At 65.7% G+C, this 16,838-nt stretch carries 20 protein-coding genes and 1 pseudogene; 14 read left to right on the forward strand and 7 right to left on the reverse strand.

The features are described from left to right. Genes RT456_RS14430 through RT456_RS14440 form a run of 3 tightly spaced genes read left to right on the forward strand, consistent with a single transcriptional unit; the run spans position 1 to position 1,615 of the window. Positions 1-135, forward strand: coding sequence for a hypothetical protein (locus RT456_RS14430; RefSeq protein ID WP_313347734.1), 135 nt, complete (start codon positions 1-3; stop codon positions 133-135). Next, complete coding sequence (locus RT456_RS14435) at positions 132-719, forward strand: cytochrome c oxidase assembly protein (RefSeq protein WP_313347735.1); 588 nt, start codon at positions 132-134, stop codon at positions 717-719. The genes RT456_RS14430 and RT456_RS14435 overlap by 4 nt, the downstream gene beginning before the upstream one ends. A 20-nt stretch (positions 720-739) precedes the next feature. After that, positions 740-1,615: a cytochrome c oxidase subunit 3 gene (locus RT456_RS14440; RefSeq protein WP_313347736.1), complete on the forward strand. Its 876-nt coding sequence runs from the start codon at positions 740-742 to the stop codon at positions 1,613-1,615. Between the two features lie 40 nt (positions 1,616-1,655). Here RT456_RS14440 and RT456_RS14445 read toward each other — a convergent pair whose 3' ends face one another. Beyond that, on the reverse strand, positions 1,656-1,874 hold the full coding sequence (locus tag RT456_RS14445; RefSeq protein ID WP_313347737.1) for a twin transmembrane helix small protein: 219 nt from the start codon (positions 1,872-1,874) through the stop codon (positions 1,656-1,658). Positions 1,875-1,931: 57 nt separating this feature from the next. On the opposite strand from RT456_RS14445, the gene RT456_RS14450 reads away from it, so the two are divergent. The 4 genes and pseudogenes from RT456_RS14450 (at position 1,932) to cyoE (ending at position 5,463) form a co-directional block, all read left to right on the forward strand. Further along, a complete protein-coding gene (locus RT456_RS14450; RefSeq protein ID WP_313347738.1) occupies positions 1,932-2,672 on the forward strand; it encodes an SURF1 family protein in 741 nt (246 codons plus the stop codon). Between the two features lie 13 nt (positions 2,673-2,685). Beyond that, positions 2,686-3,261, forward strand: coding sequence for a hypothetical protein (locus RT456_RS14455; RefSeq protein WP_313347739.1), 576 nt, complete (start codon positions 2,686-2,688; stop codon positions 3,259-3,261). Between the two features lie 10 nt (positions 3,262-3,271). Then, a pseudogene (locus RT456_RS14460) lies at positions 3,272-4,432 on the forward strand (COX15/CtaA family protein); the annotation flags it as partial. 143 nt (positions 4,433-4,575) lie between these two features. Further along, positions 4,576-5,463 carry a heme o synthase gene (cyoE, locus tag RT456_RS14465; protein WP_313347740.1) on the forward strand — a complete coding sequence of 296 codons (888 nt, stop codon included), beginning with the start codon at positions 4,576-4,578 and terminating at the stop codon, positions 5,461-5,463. A 52-nt stretch (positions 5,464-5,515) separates the two neighbouring features. Here the strand turns inward: cyoE and RT456_RS14470 are convergent, their stop codons facing one another. Continuing rightward, positions 5,516-6,322, reverse strand: a complete 807-nt coding sequence (locus RT456_RS14470; RefSeq protein WP_313347741.1) for a calcium-binding protein — start codon at positions 6,320-6,322, stop codon at positions 5,516-5,518. Between the two features lie 590 nt (positions 6,323-6,912). Between RT456_RS14470 and RT456_RS14475 the strand changes: the two genes are divergently transcribed. Together RT456_RS14475 and RT456_RS14480 are read left to right on the forward strand one after the other, a co-directional pair. Next, positions 6,913-7,212, forward strand: coding sequence for a hypothetical protein (locus RT456_RS14475; RefSeq protein WP_313347742.1), 300 nt, complete (start codon positions 6,913-6,915; stop codon positions 7,210-7,212). Positions 7,213-7,217: 5 nt separating this feature from the next. Beyond that, positions 7,218-7,958 carry a hypothetical protein gene (locus RT456_RS14480; protein ID WP_313347743.1) on the forward strand — a complete coding sequence of 247 codons (741 nt, stop codon included), beginning with the start codon at positions 7,218-7,220 and terminating at the stop codon, positions 7,956-7,958. A 195-nt stretch (positions 7,959-8,153) separates the two neighbouring features. On the opposite strand, the gene RT456_RS14485 is transcribed toward RT456_RS14480, so the two are convergent. From RT456_RS14485 to rpsU, 5 genes are all read right to left on the reverse strand, one after another. Further along, entirely contained in the window at positions 8,154-9,134 is a 981-nt protein-coding gene (locus RT456_RS14485; RefSeq protein WP_313347744.1) for a bile acid:sodium symporter family protein, read from the reverse strand. A 42-nt stretch (positions 9,135-9,176) separates the two neighbouring features. Further along, a complete protein-coding gene (dnaG, locus tag RT456_RS14490) occupies positions 9,177-10,904 on the reverse strand; it encodes a DNA primase (RefSeq protein WP_313347745.1) in 1,728 nt (575 codons plus the stop codon). A gap of 65 nt (positions 10,905-10,969) precedes the next feature. After that, the gene (locus tag RT456_RS14495; RefSeq protein WP_313347746.1) at positions 10,970-11,920 is read right to left on the reverse strand and encodes a YihY/virulence factor BrkB family protein; all 951 of its coding nucleotides are present in this window, start codon (positions 11,918-11,920) and stop codon (positions 10,970-10,972) included. Positions 11,921-12,076: 156 nt separating this feature from the next. Then, positions 12,077-12,523, reverse strand: coding sequence for a GatB/YqeY domain-containing protein (locus RT456_RS14500; protein ID WP_313347747.1), 447 nt, complete (start codon positions 12,521-12,523; stop codon positions 12,077-12,079). Positions 12,524-12,659: 136 nt separating this feature from the next. Beyond that, positions 12,660-12,875: a 30S ribosomal protein S21 gene (rpsU, locus tag RT456_RS14505; protein WP_002808376.1), complete on the reverse strand. Its 216-nt coding sequence runs from the start codon at positions 12,873-12,875 to the stop codon at positions 12,660-12,662. A gap of 167 nt (positions 12,876-13,042) precedes the next feature. On the opposite strand from rpsU, the gene tsaD reads away from it, so the two are divergent. The 5 genes from tsaD (at position 13,043) to RT456_RS14530 (ending at position 16,782) form a co-directional block, all read left to right on the forward strand. Next, the gene (tsaD, locus tag RT456_RS14510) at positions 13,043-14,068 is read left to right on the forward strand and encodes a tRNA (adenosine(37)-N6)-threonylcarbamoyltransferase complex transferase subunit TsaD (protein WP_313347748.1); all 1,026 of its coding nucleotides are present in this window, start codon (positions 13,043-13,045) and stop codon (positions 14,066-14,068) included. Between the two features lie 93 nt (positions 14,069-14,161). Next, positions 14,162-14,356 carry a hypothetical protein gene (locus RT456_RS14515; RefSeq protein ID WP_313347749.1) on the forward strand — a complete coding sequence of 65 codons (195 nt, stop codon included), beginning with the start codon at positions 14,162-14,164 and terminating at the stop codon, positions 14,354-14,356. Between the two features lie 2 nt (positions 14,357-14,358). Beyond that, positions 14,359-14,832, forward strand: a complete 474-nt coding sequence (locus tag RT456_RS14520) for a hypothetical protein (RefSeq protein WP_313347750.1) — start codon at positions 14,359-14,361, stop codon at positions 14,830-14,832. 256 nt (positions 14,833-15,088) lie between these two features. Beyond that, the gene (folB, locus tag RT456_RS14525; RefSeq protein ID WP_313347751.1) at positions 15,089-15,442 is read left to right on the forward strand and encodes a dihydroneopterin aldolase; all 354 of its coding nucleotides are present in this window, start codon (positions 15,089-15,091) and stop codon (positions 15,440-15,442) included. Positions 15,443-15,507: 65 nt separating this feature from the next. Further along, on the forward strand, positions 15,508-16,782 hold the full coding sequence (locus tag RT456_RS14530; protein WP_313347752.1) for a mechanosensitive ion channel family protein: 1,275 nt from the start codon (positions 15,508-15,510) through the stop codon (positions 16,780-16,782). Positions 16,783-16,838 lie beyond the last annotated feature (56 nt).

Raw genomic sequence — 16,838 nt, forward strand, 5'->3', positions numbered from 1 at the left:
ATGCGCACGCCCGAGCACGACATCGATGACCTGGCCCAGCGCCGCCGCCGCGCGCACCGCACGGCCTGGATGGTCGGCGGCGTGGCGCTGCTGGTGTACGTGGGCTTCATCCTGAGCGGGGTGATCGGGCGATGAACGACCCACGCCCCGCCGCGCCCGCGCGTCATGCGGGACTGCCCCGGCTGATCGGGGTGGCGGTGGCGGTGTTCGTGCTGACGTTCTCGCTGGTGCCGCTGTACCGCATTGCCTGCGAGAAGGTGTTCGGCGTGCGCCTGGAGCGCGGCCCCGGTGCGGCGGCGGTGTCCAGCCATGCCGGCAAGCGCACCGTGCGCGTGCAGTTCGACGGCGGCGTGAATTCCAAACTGCCGTGGTCCTTCCATCCCGAACAGCTGACCATGGACGTGGTGCCCGGCGAGCTCAACGAGGCGCTGTACTACGCCCGCAACGACAGCGACCGCACACTGGTGGGCAGCGCGGTGCCGTCGGTGGCACCGGCCAAGGCCTCGGGGTACTTCAGCAAGACCGAGTGCTTCTGCTTCACCGCGCAGACCCTGCTGGCGGGCGAGAAGCGCGACATGCCGGTGCGCTTCATCGTTGACCCGGACCTGCCGGCCAACGTCACCACCATCACGCTCTCCTACACCTTCTATAAAAACGATGCGCTGTCCGCGCAGCTGGCACCGGCGACCCCGCCGGTCACTGCACGGTCCGCACCCTGATACGCACCTGGATACCGACCATGGCCCTGCAAAGCCCCGATGCCAACGTGTACTTCGTGCCCACCCACAGCAAGTGGCCCTTCATCGGCTCCATTGCGATGATGGTGACCATGGTGGGCGTGGCCAGCTGGCTCAATGACGCCGGCTGGGGCAAGTGGACCTTCTACGTGGGCCTGGCAATGCTGGTGCTGACCCTGTTCTGGTGGTTCAGCGACGTGGTGCGCGAATCGCAGGCCGGGCACTACAACCACCAGGTGGACGGCTCGTTCCGGATGGGGATGGTGTGGTTCATCTTCTCCGAGGTGATGTTCTTCGGCGCGTTCTTCGGCGCGTTGTTCTACACCCGCAACCTGGGCCTGGCATGGCTGGGCGGCGAGGGCGACGGGGTGATGACCAACGAACTGCTGTGGGATGGCTATTCCGCGGCGTGGCCGACCAACGGACCGGGCGCCATCGGGGGTCACTTCCAGACCATTCCGGCGTGGGGCCTGCCGCTGATCAACACCCTGATCCTGCTGACCTCCGGCGTTACGCTCACCATCGCCCACCATGCGCTCAAGGCCGGCCACCGCCGCCAGCTGCTGGTGTGGCTCGGCATCACCGTGGCGCTCGGCGTGTTCTTCCTTACCCTGCAGGCCGAGGAATACATCCACGCCTACAAGGAACTCAACCTCACGCTGGGCTCGGGCATCTACGGGTCCACGTTCTTCATGCTCACCGGTTTCCATGGGGCGCATGTGCTGCTGGGCACCATCATGCTGGCCGTGATGTGGTTGCGTTCGGCCAAGGGACATTTCACCCGCGACAACCACTTCGGCTTTGAAGCGGCCGCGTGGTACTGGCACTTCGTCGACGTGGTGTGGTTGATGCTGTTCCTGTTCGTCTACGTGCTGTAGCGTCGGGCCGACACCGTGCCGTGCCCGACCGGGTGCGGCCTCAGCCGCCGATGCCGTGCGGCTTGATCCACCCGCTGTAGATGCCCAGGGCCACCAGCGCGATCAGTGCCACCGACACCACGATGCGGCGGGTGAGCGCATTGACCGTGCGCTTGGTCTGGCCGCGATCGACCAGCAGGTAATACAGGCCCGCGCCCAGATTCCAGACGATGACGATCAGAAACGCGATTACCAGCAGGGTCTTCAACGAATCATTCATGCGCAGCTCGATGGCAGGGCGGGTTCGCCTATATCACCGCGTTTTGCCAGCGTTGTCATGATGCGCAAGCACACGCGCCTGATCGGCTGGGTGGCGGCGCTGGGCGTGATCGTCGGCTTCTGCCAGCTCGGCCTCTGGCAACTGCAGCGCATGCACGACAAACAGGCGCTGCTGGACCAGCAGCTGCCGGCGCGTGCCCAGACCCTCACCCTGGCCAAGGCCCAGGCCGCCCCCGCGCAGCTGCGCTGGGTGGACGACCACGGCCGCTTCCTGCGCGGCGTGGTGCTGCTGGACAACCAGACCCGCGGCGGCCGGGCCGGCATCAAGATCTACCAGCCGTTCCGCAGTGCGGCGGGTGCACTGGTGCTGGTCGACCTGGGGTGGCTGCCGATGCCGGCTGACCGCCAGCTGCCACCGATCGTGCCGCGGGAGGGCGACGCCCGCGTTGCCGGCCTGCTCGCACCGCCGCCGGCGACCGGGCTGGCACTGGGCCCGGCGTTGACGCCAACCGCGCAGCCGGGCGTGTGGCTGGCCAATCGCATGCCGCCCGCCGAGGTGGCCGCCGCGCTCACCCTGTCGCCGGGCAGTCTGCGTACCCCGGTGCTGCGGCTGGACCCCGCGCTACCCGGCGGCTACGCGCGCGACCTGGACCTGCTGCCCAACACCCTGCCGCCCAGCCGCCACCTGGGCTATGCCGTGCAGTGGTTCGGCCTGGCACTGACGGTGCTGATCGTCGCCCTGGTGCTCGAATGGCGCCGCCGTATCCCCCGTAAAACGGCACGCCCAACCCAACCATGAGAAAATTCCACGCATGAATGCCATCACCCCGGAACAGCTCAAGGCCCGCAACCGCGGCCGCTGGATGCTGGTCGCGCTGTTCGGCCTGTTCTTCGGGGCCATGGCGCTGGCCGGTGTGCTGCGCTTCTCCGGCTGGCAGCCCGCCGCCCACCGCAACACCGGGCAACTGCTGCAGCCCCCTGTGGATGCGCGCGCGCTGCCCCCCACCCTGGCCAACGGCCAGCCGTACCCGTGGAACCCCGAATCGCACGTGTGGCGCATCCTGGTGGCACCCGCGCCAGGCTGTGCGGCCGAGTGCGTCACTTTGTCGCAGGGATTGGCGAAGGTGTGGCAGCTGTTCGGCCATAGGGCCGATAATGTCGAGATCCTGTGGCTGGGTACGCCGCCGGCCGAGGTCCAGGGCCTTCCCGCCCTGCGCGTGCTGGCGCCCCAGCCGACCCTGCGTGCCGCCTTGCCCGCCGTGGATGACGCCGCCGGCACGCCTGTGTATGTGATCGACCCCAATGGTTTCGTGATCATGCGGTATGCGCCGGGATTCGAATTGGCCGGTCTGCGCAAGGACCTGGCCACGCTGTTGAAACTGAAGTGAGTTCCGTTTGATGAACCCCACCGCGCGCCCGGCGCTGCATCGCAATTTCCACCGTCTGGCGTGGTTTGCCCTGATCATGACGGCCAGCACGATCATGTTCGGTTCGTTCGTGCGTCTGTCCGATGCCGGCCTGAGCTGCCCGGACTGGCCCACCTGCTATGGCCGCGTGACCTGGCCGCAGCATGCGCAGGAGGTGATCGGCCACGAAGCGGCCAAGATCCGCCCGCTGGAAACGCACAAGGCGTGGCGCGAGCAGGTGCACCGTTTCCTGGCCGGCGCGCTCGGCATCGAGATCCTCACCCTGGCATTGCTGGCCACCCGCCGCCGTCGCTGGGGCAGTACCGCCGTGGTCACCGCCTGCGTGCTGGTGGCCACCGGCATACCGCTGTACATGATGGGCATGCACGTGTCCGCCAGCATCCTGGCGATCACCGGTGAAGCCATCCTGCTGATCGCCGCGCTGCGCTGGAACAACATCGACCTCGCCCGCGCGGCGCTGCTCACGCTGGCGGTGGTGATCTTCCAGGCGCTGCTGGGCATGTGGACGGTAACCCTGCTGCTCAAACCCATCGTGGTGATGGGCCATCTGCTCGGCGGCATGCTGATGTTTGGTTTGCTGGTATGGATGGCGTGGCGTGCCACGCACATGCCGATCACGCTGGTGGAAGCGCCGAAGCTGACGTGGCTGCTGCGTATCGGCGTGGCGGTGCTGGTAATGCAGATCGCACTGGGTGGCTGGGTCAGTGCCAACTATGCGGCCCTGGCCTGTGGCGGCGGCAGCGCTTCGCTGGACAACTTCCCGCGTTGCGTGAGCCAGTGGTGGCCGCCGCACGACTTCAAGGAAGGCTTCACGCTATGGCGGGGCATCGGCGTGGATTACGAAGGCGGCGTGCTGGATGGCGCGTCGCGCATTGCGATCCAGATGGCGCACCGCATGTTTGCCGGGGTGGTGGCCGTGTACCTGCTGTGGCTGTCGGTGCGGTTGTTCCGGCTGCCGAGCATGCGCGGCTGGGCCAGCGCACTCGGTCTGCTGGTGGTGCTGCAGATCACCTTGGGCATCCTCAACGTGAAGCTTGCGGTGCCGCTGGAAGTGGCCGTGGCGCACAGCGGTGGTGCCGTAGCCCTGCTGTTCGTGCTGGTCACCCTGTTGGCGCGCCTGCGCGCGCCCGATGCGGCGCGTGGCGCGTCAGACGAGCAGTCCCCGACGTTCGGGGGCGGTGCCGAAGGCGAGGGGGCATGGAAGAACGCTCCTCATGGTCGCGATGCGCGCAGCGAATCGCCGGAGCCGCCGCGCGCAGCCGCTGGGGCGACACCATGAGCGTTCGGCAGTATTGGGATCTGACCAAGCCCAAGGTCGTGGCATTGATCGTGTTCACCGCGCTGGTGGGCATGTTCCTGGCCATCCCCGCGTTGCCCACCGCCGAGCAGGCCGTGCGCGGCGCGCTGGGCTTCCTTGGCATCTGGCTGGCAGCCTCGGCTGCGGCGGCCATCAACCAGCTGCTGGACGCGCAGATCGACGCGCAGATGGCGCGCACCTCGTGGCGCCCGCTGGTGGTGGGCAAAGTGAAGCCGTGGCAGGTGCTGGTGTTTGCCGGCGCCCTGATCGTGCTGTCGATGACCATCCTGGTGCTGTGGGTGAACGTCATCACCGCCGTGCTGACCTTCGCCTCGCTGATCGGCTATGCGGTGATCTACACCGTGTACCTCAAGCGCGCGACCTCGCAGAACATCGTCATCGGCGGCCTCGCCGGCGCCACCCCGCCGTTGCTGGGCTGGGCGGCCATCACCGGCATGCAGGGTCCGTGGGACTGGGCGTACGCGTCGCTGCTGGTGCTGATCATCTTCATCTGGACTCCGCCGCATTTCTGGGCGCTGGCGATCTTCCGCCGCGAGGACTACGCCAAGGCCAAGATCCCGATGCTGCCGGTGACGCATGGCGTGGTGTACACCCGCAAGTCGATCCTGGTGTATTCCATCGTCCTGGCCATCGTCAGCATCCTGCCGGTGGTGGTGGGCATGAGCGGGCTGTTCTATCTGGGTGGCGCGGTGGTGCTCAACGCCGTGTTCCTCTGGTACGCCTGGCGCATGCTCAACCCGCCGGACGAACTGTTCTCGATGAAGATGTTCGGCTATTCCATCGTCTACCTGATGGCGCTGTTCGCGTTCCTGATGGTGGACCACTGGATGTTGCCCTGGTTGTAGGGCGTACCCACCAACGGTGGGTACCTGCCTGGATTTGCGGCCGCCTGCTTCCTCACCTCGTCGCCCCGCTCACATCCAGCAACCGCGCCGCGCTGAAGCGTGGCAGGAACACCCACAGGTCGTAGCTGCGATCCGCGGCGGTCGAGGGCTTAGGCTGCGGACCGTCGTAGGCCACCAACGGCAGCGAACCGCAACGGCGATACCCCCTGCATCCCCAGAACTCGCCGCCACGCGCCTCGATGCGGACGTTGTACAGCGGAAGATCGCCGATCAACCAGGTCAAGGTGGCAGGGCTCCGCTGCTCGCGCGATCCATGGATGTTGCCGGTCAGCACCAGCAGCCTGCCCGTCGCGGGCAACCGCGCATGGCGTTCGCGCACGACGCTGGCCATCGCCGCATCCCGCGAGCCACTCACGGCCTCCTCCGCCGGCGGAATCCGGTCGAAGCCGAACACCTGCACATCCCGGCCCTGGGCACGCAGCACGCGTACCGCTTCGATCATGTCCAGCATGTCCTGGCTGCGACGTCCGTCATTCGCCTCGTTCCTGACGCGCCAGTAGCCGCCATCACGCACGGCAAGCCGCGCGGCGGCGTCGCCGTTGGATGCCAGATAGGTGGAAAGCGCTGCATTTTCAGTCTCGGGCAGTTCGATCCCAAGCTGCACCGGCAGGCCATCGGCCGCATAGCTTTCCATCAGCGCCTGCACCAGAAGCGGTGTCTCGCGCGTGCCGTGCAGTTCGCCCAGTACGATCAGTCGGTGGTCGCCGGCGTGGGCCACGATCCGCGCCGCGATCTCTTCCTGGCCTTCGGGTAGCGCTGCGCTCGCACTTGCGCAGGCCAACGCCGCTGCCAGCGCCATCGCCCATCTCCATCGTTTCATGCCATCGCTCCGTGATTGGTCAGGAACGCAATGGTGCCTGCGTTGACAAACTCAAGGCCTCGAAGCGAGGAGTGAGGTGCGCGATGTCCAAGTGCCGGGCGTGCCTTGGTAGGGTCGCTTCCCAAACGACTGCACTCAGACACCACCAGTCCGGTAAGGCAAGACCTTTGCCGGCGTTGGGCATTGTAAGCGCCGTTACCTTTGCGATCGCGCTTACCGTCCGCCAATCATCGATACCGGCGGGGCGCTTCTCCGCATCCTGCGACCGCGCCGCTTTGCATCCATGCGCAGTGTCATTTGGGAGACGACCTGCCGGCACTCCCCTCACATGGATGGCGCTTGAGGCAAGGTCTCTTGTAAGAAACCCCCGCGTCGAGGGGTGGGGAACCGATTGCACGACCTACAACGATACACAGCGCTCACTTTCATCAGAAACAAGCCCGTAGAAATGACGTCGCGAGACTTTGCTCGCTCAATCTAATGGAGCTCCAGTGACATCCATAAGAGACATCGGGGTCGTAGCCGCGACGGCTACCGCCCTACTCATCAGTGCAGAAGCATCTGCTGCGATGAAAGCCCTGAGTCGTGCCAACTGTCTGTTGTTCGTCAATGAATCAATCACGTATGACAGGCCGCTTTTCAGGAGAATGCCGGGATCAGCCGCGAGCACCCATCATGCGCAAGGTGAACTGAAGCCGAGGCACACCCTGGGGGCGCCCAACAATGGAACGGTTTGGTGGCGGTTTCGCGCGGGCGACCAGTCGCACAACGAGCGGATCACGGTGAAGGGCTACCACACTTGGATTTTCAGGGGCAAGGTAAATGTCGAAAACACTTACGCAGTCGACTGCAATCTGACCGAATGGTGATCTTCATGAATACTATGGCCGTGTCGTTGCTGATTGCTGCGTCGCTGTACAGTGCGCCGAGCTTCAGTGCCCAGAACGAAGTGGATGCGGTAGGAAAGTGGTTGAATGAACGAACCATGCGCGCCGCAATGGAAGACAGCAGCAATGGAGTGCGCCGCTCGTCTGAGCAGGGTACCTATCAGGTTATTCCTTTGTCTGAGTTGGATGCACCCGAAGAAGTCAAGCAACACTTCCGTACCGAAATAGCTCTAAGTCGAGCCGGAGTGCGACGGGTTTCCAATGGCGAGATCCCGTCGCAGGGCCGGCTGATCTCTTCGCTTCCGAGAACCGTACGTTCCAACGCAGAACTGCGTAGGCGATTGCCTTCGCCGCCATCCGATCTCCAAAGCACAATTCTCGGTGCGGCGGAGCTGATCGGAATGGAGCCAAGCGGCGCACTGGATGGGCTCAAATCCACCGGTCTAACCCGTTTCTATCGCGTGAATGGCCTGGGTATCGTCGAGTTCAATGAACACAACTTTCGTGCCCCAGGCAGCAAAGTAGAGGTGATCGCAGAGTTTCAGAACATCCGCGTTAACGGTGTGCCTGCGCAGCTGGAACAAGTCTCGGATGATCTCGGGCGCAGCCGCGCAACGTTGGAATGGGCAGGGGAAAACAAGGCCTACTCGCTGATCGTTATCGGGGAAGGCGACGTGGCGCAAAAAGCCATCGTGTTGCAACAGATCGCCGCTGGTGTGAAAGATTGATACGACGGCGATAACGGCTCAACGCTTCCACGTGCTGTCCTCCGGTAGGGTCGCTCGACAGACGACTTCCGATAACGTCGATCAGCGCAATGGCGGCATGGCCTTTGCCGAAGGTGTCTCAAACGGTCGATGTCGTTCGGCATCACGCGCATCATCGGCCGCTCACCGGTATCGGCGGTCGTCTGTCGGGCGACCCTACCGCGGGTTGACGGGGTCGCGCGCATATCGCTGCGCGATCATCGCGCAGACGATCAGCTGGATCTGGTGGTAGATCATGATCGGCAGCACGATGGCGCCCAAGCTGCCGCCCGCGAACAACACCTTCGCCATCGGCACGCCGGTGGCCAGGCTCTTCTTGGAGCCGCAGAACAGGATCGTGATGCGGTCTTCGCGATTGAAACCCAGGCGCCGCGCCAGGAAGGCGATGGTCGGCATGGCGATGCCCAGCAGCACCGCGGCCACCACGGCAACGGTGAGCAGCGACAGCAGCGGAGTCTTGCTCCACAGCCCTTCATTCACCGCTTCGCCGAACGCTGAATACACCACCAGCAGGATCGTGCCCTGGTCGGTGTAACGCAGCAGCGCGCGCTGCCGTTCCACCCACCCGGCAATCCACGGGCGCAGCAGGTGGCCGGCCACGAAGGGCACCAGCAGCTGCAGCATGATGCTCAGGATCGCCTGGCCGGGGTTGTGCATGCCGCCCTGTGTGCCGGCCAGCAGGGCCAGCAGCAGCGGGGTGAGGAACACGCCGAGGATGCTCGACAGCGAGGCGCTGCACACGGCGGCGGGCACATTGCCACGCGCCAGTGACGTGAACGCAATGGAGGACTGCACCGTGGACGGCAGCGCGCACAGGAACAGCACGCCGATATAAAGCTCGGGGGTAAGCAGCCAGCCATCCAGTGGTTTGAAGGCCAGCCCCAGCAGCGGGAACAACGCGAACGTGCACGCCAGGATGGTGAGGTGCAGCCGCCAGTGCAGCATGCCCGCCACGATGGACTCGCGCGACAGCCGCGCGCCGTGCAGGAAGAACAGCGCGGCAATGGCCACATCGGTGACATCGTCCAGCACCATCGCGGCGGCGCCGTGCATCGGCAGGAACGACGCCAGCAGCACGGTGCAGAGCAGGGCGAGGGTGAAGTTGTCCGGTCGCAGGCGCGACCACCAGCGGGTCATGGTGGGCAGGCTCCTGTAGAGCAGGGGGGCGGTGGTGCGTCGCTACAGACGCAGGCTTGCACGGGCCTTCAGCAGCTCGCGCATCTCGTACTTGTCAGTATCGTCCAAGCCCTGTTGTCGCTGCTTGGCGTTAAGGTCGTCGATCCGCTGGAGCAGCAGCTGCTTCTCCATCTGCACCACTGCGTCGTGCAGCTCCTCGGTCCAGCTGGCTTCGTCGCCGGCCAGTGTCTGCGCGGCCAGCTTGTGCAGCGATTCCTGCTCTTCACGACCGTCGAAATGCTCCAGCAGTGCACCGGTACTGATGTCCGGGCGCTGCTCGACAAGGGTCAGCAGTTCGATCAGCAGCTCCACGCCCGGCAGGCGCAGGCCGCCGAAGTGGTGGCCTTCCAGGGTCATCGCCAGCGAGGGCTGCTGCAGCAGGATCGCAATGGCCGCGCGCACCAGGCTGCGCCGCTGCGCCGGGGCGACCGCGCGCGGCGGCGGGCGCTGTGCCGGTGCGGCCGTCGTGTTGTTGCCCAGCCCGGTCAACGTGGCCAGCTGCTGCTTCATCAGGTCGCCGAAGGCGCCGTCCGGAATCTGCGCCAGCATCGGGCGTGCGCGCTCGGCCAGGCGCGCCTTGCCGTCCAGCGTGGTCATGTTGACCTCGCGGGTAAGTTCGTCGAAGAAGAACTGCGACAACGGCGTGGCCTGCTTGAGGCGCTCGTCGAAGCCTTCCTTGCCCTCCTTGCGGACGATGGTGTCGGGGTCTTCGCCATCGGGCAGGAACAGGAAGAACGCCTGGCGCCCGTCCTTCATGCGTGGCAGCACCGACTCCAGCGCGCGCCAGCCGGCGCGGCGGCCGGCGGCGTCACCGTCGAAGCAGAAGAACACGTCCGGCGCGTTGCGGAACAGCAGCTCGGCGTGTTCCGGCGTCGTGGCCGTGCCCAGCGTGGCCACCGCTTGGGTAACCCCGAACTGGAACAGCGAAACCACGTCCATGTAGCCCTCGACCACGATCAACCGGTCGATCTTCTGGTTGGCCTGGCGCACCTGCCACAGGCCGTACAGCTCGCGTCCCTTGTGGAACAGCGCGGTTTCCGGCGAATTGAGGTATTTCGGGCCGTCGTCCTTCTCCATCACCCGGCCGCCGTAGGCGATCACGCGGCCACGGCGGTCGAAGATCGGGAACATCACCCGGTCGCGGAACTTGTCGTAGACGTGGCCGCGGTCGTTCTTGGAGAACATGCCGGCACGGTCGAGCAGCTTCATGCGCCGCTCGTCCTTGCCCAGTGCATCCTTCAGCGCGCTGTAGCCATCCGGCGCGTAGCCGATGGCAAACCGCGTGCGGTTCTCCTCGTCCACGCCGCGCTGGTCCAGGTAGGCGCGGGCCTTGTCGCTGCCTTCCAGCGCCTTCTGGAAGAAGCGCGTGGTGGCGTCGAGTGCGGAATAGAGGTCGCGGCTGTCATCCTGCTGCTGCGCGGTGCGCGGCTGGGTGTCGCGCGGCACTTCCATGCCGACCCGCTTGGCCAGCTCGTCGACGGCGTCGAGGAACTCCAGGCGGTCGTAGTTCATCAGGAAGCTGATCGCGGTGCCGTGCGCCCCGCAGCCGAAGCAGTGGTAGAACTGCTTGGTGGGTGAGACCGTGAACGACGCCGATCGCTCGTCATGGAACGGGCAGCGCGCCGAATATTCCTTGCCCTGTCGCTTCAGCGGCACACGACTGCCCACCACTTCGACGATGTCGGAGCGGGCCAGCAGGTCGTCGATGAACGCGTCGGGGATACGGGCCATGGGCAGCAGGCAGGGGGCGCGACCGGCAACGGCCACGCACGGAAGCGGGGGACCCCACTAGTCTACTAGCTGGCGCTGCCTTCGCCCGGTTTCGGCGGGACGATCCCGGCTTCGGCCAGGTGGACGCGTGCACGCAGGCGCTCATCGATCACGGCGGTCATCAGCGCGCCCACGAAGAACACCACCGTGGCGTAGTAGATCCAGACCAGCGAGATCACCAGTGCGCCCATGGAGCCGTAAGCACTGCCGGGCGCCACCGTGGCGATGTACAACCCGATCGCATACCGCCCCAGCGCGAACAGCGCAGCGGTGATCGCCCCACCGATGAAGGCCTGTCGCCATGCCACGCGGCGGTCGGGCAGGTAGTGGTAGAGGAAGGCGAAGCCGACCGTGTACAGCAGCAGGCTGGTCAGGTAGCCGATGGCGGGCAGCACCGAGGGCAGCTGCGCGAAGGCCACCTGCAGCATGGTGGTGGCGGTCATCGACAGGATCAGCAGGAAGCCCAGCGCCAGCACCACGCCAAACGAGAACACACGTTTGCGCAGCCAGGCCACGATTCCATCCAGGCGTTCGCCGCTGGTGTTGAAGATGAGGTTCAGTGCGTTCTGCAGCTGCGCGAATACGGCGGTGGCGCCGATGAACAGCAGCAGCGTGCTCCACAGGCCGGCCAGCGAACCCACGTCCGGCTGGTTGTCAGCGTTCTGCAGCACCGTATCGGCCACCGTGGCCGCACTGCTGCCGGCCACATCGCTGATCTGGCCGATCAGCGCCTGCTGCGCGGGCGGGTACAGCGAGGCGGTCAGCCACAGCAGCAGCACCAGCAGCGGTGCCATCGACAGCAGGGCGTAGAAGGAGACCGAGGCGGCCTGGGTGAGAACGTCGATCTCGACGAAGCGCTTGCCTACCGCGACCGGGAAGCTGCGTTCGAGCCGGTCCACGTACTTGCGCAGGCGGGGCGGAACGCCGCTGTGCGGGTGTGCGGGCGTGGGCGTGGGGGAAGGAGGCAGCGAAGACATGCCTGGATTTCTAGCAGGCCCGGGTCGAAGGCCGGGTGAAACGCGTGCGGTGGCGTGCCGCGTGCACCGACCAGCGGTCGGCGCCTAGCGCGGGGATCGACCGACGGTAGGCACACGCGAAGCGCGGGCATACCGTGGGTCGTGTCCCTCGTGCACTCAAGCGGCCAGCTGCTGCTTGACCAGCTTGGACACCAGGCCCATGTCGGCCTGACCGGCCAGCTTCGGCTTCAGCGCGCCCATCAGCTTGCCCATGTCGGCCGCGCTGGTGGCGCCGGTTTCGGCAATGGCGGCCTGGATGGTGGCCACGATCTCGGCTTCGCCCATCTTGGCCGGCAGGTAGGTATCGATGATGACCAGCTCGTCGCGCTCGATCTGGGCCAGGTCTTCACGGTTGGCCGCTTCGAACTGGGTGATCGAGTCCTTGCGCTGCTTGACCATCTTGTCCAGCACGGCAATCACGGCGGCGTCGTCGAGCGTGATGCGCTCGTCCACTTCGCGCCGCTGGATGTCCGCGTTGATCAGGCGGATCACGGAAAGCTTGTGCTTTTCGCCCGCCTTCATGGCGGCCTTCATGTCATCGGTGAGCTGCTGCTTCAGGCTCATGAAACACCTCGTGTCGGTGAAAGGGTGGGGCAAGGGCGCGCGACCGATGGAAACGCAAAAAGCCGGTAACGCTTGCGCGTTCCGGCTTCGGCTCCGCCGCGACAGGCCAGGCCTGCCGCATCGAAGTTGCGTCCGATCAGTACAGGCGCTGACGCTTGGTGACGTCGCGCGACGAGCGGCGCAGCTGACGCTTCACAGCAGCAGCAGCCTTACGCTTACGCTCCTGGGTCGGCTTTTCGTAGAACTCGCGCTTGCGGGTTTCGGCCAGCACGCCGGCCTTTTCGCAGGTGCGCTTGAAGCGACGGAGCGCAAACTCGAAGGGCTCGTTCTCGCGGACTTTAACGCTGGGCATGGAATCTCCGGGACACAGTAGAACCGGGTCACGCCCGGTGAGAGCCGCACATTATAGCGGCGACAAAAGAAGTTGCAACCCACCCCGGCAAAATTCCTGGCCTGAGGTAGTGAAGGGCACGTCGGCGGTACATCTGCCAAGGCCTCAAGGGGTCCATAATACCGGTTATGCGAGTACTTGGTATCGAATCTTCCTGCGATGAGACCGGCGTGGCGGTGTATGACACCTCCCGCACCGGTAGCGACGCCCTGCGCGCCCACACGGTCTACAGCCAGATCGCCCTTCACGCCGAATACGGCGGGGTGGTGCCCGAGCTGGCCAGCCGCGACCACGTGCGCAAGCTGCTGCCACTGATCCGCCAGACCCTGGCCGAGGCCGGGTTGGGCGTGGGCGACATCGACGGGGTGGCCTACACCGCCGGTCCGGGCCTGGTCGGCGCGCTGCTGGTCGGCGCCGGCGTGGCCCGTTCGCTGGCGTGGGCGTTGGAGGTGCCTGCGGTCGGCGTACATCATATGGAAGGCCACCTGCTGGCCCCGCTGATGGAAGAAGACCCGCCGGAGCCGCCGTTCGTGGCGCTGCTGGTGTCCGGTGGTCACACCCAGCTGGTGGCGGTTGACCGGATCGGTCAGTACCGGCTGCTGGGCGAGACCCTGGACGACGCGGCTGGCGAAGCCTTCGACAAGACCGCCAAGCTGATGGGCCTGCCTTACCCGGGGGGCCCCCAGCTGGCCGCCCTGGCTGAACGCGGTACGCCGGGAAAGTTCAGGTTCACCCGCCCCATGACCGACCGACCGGGGCTGGATTTCAGCTTCTCCGGCCTGAAGACCCAGGTGCTGCTGGCCTGGCGCGACAGCGACCAGAGCGAGCAGACCCGCGCCGACATCGCCCGCGGCTTCGAAGATGCCGTGGTCGAGACCCTGACGATCAAATGCGAGCGCGCGCTGGATGCGGCCGGCACCGACGTGATCGTCGTGGCCGGTGGCGTGGGCGCCAACAAGCGCCTGCGGGCCAGGCTGCAGCAGATGGCAGAGCGCCGTGGCGGCCGTTCCTGCTTCCCGCGCCCCGCGCTGTGCACCGACAACGGCGCCATGATCGCCTTCGCGGGCGCGCTGCGCCTGGAAGCGGGCCAGCACAACCCGCCGCAGGTGCAGGTCACCCCGCGCTGGGACATGGCGACGCTGCCGGCGGTGTAGGGGCGGCAGTTCCATCGATTCCTTTGATACTGAGATGGTGCCAGCAGTTTTGTCCGCGCCCGCGCCGCATGCTGTTGGGAACGAGGAGTGATCATGTTCAAAATCGATCTCAAGAAGGTGGTCACCGTCGGCGCCGTCAGGGACGCCAACACGCGGCTCATGTCCGGTGCCCACGCAACCGGACGCTTCATTGGCAGCGCACCGGGCAGCACCATCTCGCTTCAGTTGACCTCGGAGCAGATCAACCAGGCCGGTAGGGTTGCTTTCAACTCATTGAAGCGGCGGTAGTCATGAGCGGGCCGCATGTCACCTACGGCACGCTGGTGAAGGATGAGGGCGACATGGTTGGGCATGTCGCCTATGCGCTGTACAAGCGCGACAAACTGAGCTTTATCCAAGCCGTTCGAGACGAGAAGGGGCGGGCGCCGACGGATGAAGAAGTGTGGGCCTTCATCGTGAGTTCGAACCTTGGTCTTCGCATTGACGCCTACCGCTCGGAGGCAGAGCAGGCACTTCAAGTGCTTTCCGGAGAGTTGCTTCAGGGCGCTGCCGAGGAACTTGGGCGGCAGTATCAGCAGGAACTGACCCAGCAACTGCAGAAGGCGAAGTCTTTCTTTCGTGCCGTTGGAGAGAGCTTGCTGGCCAATCTGTTGGCCGTGGCGGTCATTGCGCTTATTGCGGTGGTGCTCTACGGCACCCGAATCGGTTTCGTAGGCTTGGCCGCTGACGTGTTCGGCTACGAAGTAAAAGCCCGCGTGGACTGAACTGTTAGCGCCGTCTCGAAACGGCACCCTGCCGGTTGATGTCACCGCGTACATTGATACATTGGCCTCACGCGCCACCGGGACTCGCGGATGGGTATCCCATCTCCACCCGGGGACAAGAGGTAAGCAAGGGGCCCCGCAAGGGGCCCTTTGTCTTTTTCGGCCCGGTTTTTACATCGGGCCCGTCAAGCGCCGGTTCCAGGCACGTTCTGCCCCGCCCCGTTACCATGGTCGCCATCTTTCACGTGGCACTCCTATGGACAAGGTATTCATCGAGGGGCTTGAGATCGATGCCCTGATCGGGATCTACGACTGGGAACGGCGGATCCGCCAGACCCTGCGTTTCGACCTGGAAATGGGCTTCGACAACCGCGTCCCGGCCGCTAGCGACGACATCGCCGACACCCTCAACTACAAGGCCGTGAGCAAACGCATCGAGCAGTTCGTGCGTGAGTCCGACTTCGGCCTGGTGGAAACCCTGGCCGAGCGCATCGCCGAGATCGTGCTGAGCGAATTCAACGTGCAATGGCTGCGCCTGAAGCTGAGCAAGCCCGGTGCCGTGCGCGGCGCCAAGGCCGTGGGCGTGATCATCGAACGCAGCGCCGCCTGACGCCACACCCCCGGTAGCGCCTGCCGCTGGCAGGCCCCCGCACGCCCGAGAGAAAACGACACACGATGGTAGACGCCGTAATCGCCGTACAGTTTCTGGAAAACCTGCAGGACACCCTCGAACCCTGGCCCTGGGCCTACAGCGCGCTGGTGCTCTGCGCCCTGGCGCTGGCCGCCTGGCTGGCGAACTTCGTGACCAAGAAGGTCCTGCTGCGCGGCCTGCGACGGCTGGTCCGCCGCCTGCCGGGCAACACCGCCGGCCCCGAGGGCGGCAGCAACCTGCGGGTGATCTCGCGCCTGGCCAACGTGGTGCCCAGCATGGTCATCGCCGCCGGCATCCGCATCGTCCCCGACCTGCCGCCGGAACTGGTGCTGTTCGTGGTGGGCGCGTGCCGGGCGTGGGCCATCCTGACCGTGGCGCTGGCCGTCTCGCACGCGCTGGATGCGGCCAACGAGCTGTACGAACGCCGCCCCGACGCCCGCAACAAGCCGATCAAGGGCTACCTGCAGGTAGTGAAGATCGTGGTCTTCGTCATCGCCGGCCTGTCGATCGTCGCCACCCTGCTGGGCGTGAAGCTCGGCCCGCTGGTCACCGGCCTGGGCGCGGCCACCGCGGTGCTGATGCTGATCTTCCAGGACACCATCCTGTCGCTGGTGGCCAGCGTGCAGATCAGTGGCGATGGGCGCGTGCGGCTGGGCGACTGGATCGAGATGCCCAGCCAGAACGCCGATGGCGATGTCATCGATATCGCGCTGCACACCATTACCGTCCAGAACTTCGACAAGACCATCACCACCATCCCGACCAAGAAGCTGGTCACCGAGTCGTTCAAGAACTGGCGCGGCATGCAGGAAGCCGGCGGGCGCCGGATCAAGCGCGCGCTGTACCTGGACCAGCACAGCGTGGGCTTCGTGGACGCGCCGGGCCTGGCGCGGCTGGAACAGTTCGCCCTGCTGAGCGACTACCTGCGCGACAAGCAGGCCGAACTGGCGCAGTGGAACACCGAGCTGCAGGCCAAGGGCGTGGCGGCGATCAACGCGCGCCGGGTCACCAACCTGGGCACCTTCCGCGCCTATGTGGAGCGCTACCTGCGCCAGCATCCCGGGATCCATACGGACATGACCCTGCTGGTACGGCAGCTGCAACCGACCACCGAAGGCCTGCCGCTGGAGGTGTACTGCTTCACGCGCACCACGGCCTGGGCCGGCTACGAAGGCATCCAGTCGGATGTGTTCGACCACCTGCTGGCGATCCTGCCGGCGTTCGGGTTGCGGGTGTTCCAGGCCTCCAGCGATGCCATGTTGATGGCCGCGCAGCAGCAGCGGGGCGGCGCAGAGTAAGCTCCCCTGCTGCCCGGCGAAGCGTGAGCAACGTCAGGGAATTCCCCCCGGGGAAG

The sequence above is a fragment of the Stenotrophomonas sp. genome (assembly GCF_032099025.1).
Taxonomy (GTDB): Bacteria; Pseudomonadota; Gammaproteobacteria; order Xanthomonadales; family Xanthomonadaceae; genus Stenotrophomonas.

What these genes read in the sequence shown, in the direction of transcription:
- RT456_RS14430 (WP_313347734.1), top strand. Translation starts at nt 1, where the DNA reads ATGCGCACGCCCGAGCACGACATCGATGACCTGGCCCAGCGCCGCCGC.
- RT456_RS14435 (WP_313347735.1), top strand. Translation starts at nt 132, where the DNA reads ATGAACGACCCACGCCCCGCCGCGCCCGCGCGTCATGCGGGACTGCCC.
- RT456_RS14440 (WP_313347736.1), top strand. Translation starts at nt 740, where the DNA reads ATGGCCCTGCAAAGCCCCGATGCCAACGTGTACTTCGTGCCCACCCAC.
- RT456_RS14445 (WP_313347737.1), bottom strand. Translation starts at nt 1,874, where the DNA reads ATGAATGATTCGTTGAAGACCCTGCTGGTAATCGCGTTTCTGATCGTC.
- RT456_RS14450 (WP_313347738.1), top strand. Translation starts at nt 1,932, where the DNA reads ATGATGCGCAAGCACACGCGCCTGATCGGCTGGGTGGCGGCGCTGGGC.
- RT456_RS14455 (WP_313347739.1), top strand. Translation starts at nt 2,686, where the DNA reads ATGAATGCCATCACCCCGGAACAGCTCAAGGCCCGCAACCGCGGCCGC.
- cyoE (WP_313347740.1), top strand. Translation starts at nt 4,576, where the DNA reads ATGAGCGTTCGGCAGTATTGGGATCTGACCAAGCCCAAGGTCGTGGCA.
- RT456_RS14470 (WP_313347741.1), bottom strand. Translation starts at nt 6,322, where the DNA reads ATGGCGCTGGCAGCGGCGTTGGCCTGCGCAAGTGCGAGCGCAGCGCTA.
- RT456_RS14475 (WP_313347742.1), top strand. Translation starts at nt 6,913, where the DNA reads ATGAAAGCCCTGAGTCGTGCCAACTGTCTGTTGTTCGTCAATGAATCA.
- RT456_RS14480 (WP_313347743.1), top strand. Translation starts at nt 7,218, where the DNA reads ATGAATACTATGGCCGTGTCGTTGCTGATTGCTGCGTCGCTGTACAGT.
- RT456_RS14485 (WP_313347744.1), bottom strand. Translation starts at nt 9,134, where the DNA reads ATGACCCGCTGGTGGTCGCGCCTGCGACCGGACAACTTCACCCTCGCC.
- dnaG (WP_313347745.1), bottom strand. Translation starts at nt 10,904, where the DNA reads ATGGCCCGTATCCCCGACGCGTTCATCGACGACCTGCTGGCCCGCTCC.
- RT456_RS14495 (WP_313347746.1), bottom strand. Translation starts at nt 11,920, where the DNA reads ATGTCTTCGCTGCCTCCTTCCCCCACGCCCACGCCCGCACACCCGCAC.
- RT456_RS14500 (WP_313347747.1), bottom strand. Translation starts at nt 12,523, where the DNA reads ATGAGCCTGAAGCAGCAGCTCACCGATGACATGAAGGCCGCCATGAAG.
- rpsU (WP_002808376.1), bottom strand. Translation starts at nt 12,875, where the DNA reads ATGCCCAGCGTTAAAGTCCGCGAGAACGAGCCCTTCGAGTTTGCGCTC.
- tsaD (WP_313347748.1), top strand. Translation starts at nt 13,043, where the DNA reads ATGCGAGTACTTGGTATCGAATCTTCCTGCGATGAGACCGGCGTGGCG.
- RT456_RS14515 (WP_313347749.1), top strand. Translation starts at nt 14,162, where the DNA reads ATGTTCAAAATCGATCTCAAGAAGGTGGTCACCGTCGGCGCCGTCAGG.
- RT456_RS14520 (WP_313347750.1), top strand. Translation starts at nt 14,359, where the DNA reads ATGAGCGGGCCGCATGTCACCTACGGCACGCTGGTGAAGGATGAGGGC.
- folB (WP_313347751.1), top strand. Translation starts at nt 15,089, where the DNA reads ATGGACAAGGTATTCATCGAGGGGCTTGAGATCGATGCCCTGATCGGG.
- RT456_RS14530 (WP_313347752.1), top strand. Translation starts at nt 15,508, where the DNA reads ATGGTAGACGCCGTAATCGCCGTACAGTTTCTGGAAAACCTGCAGGAC.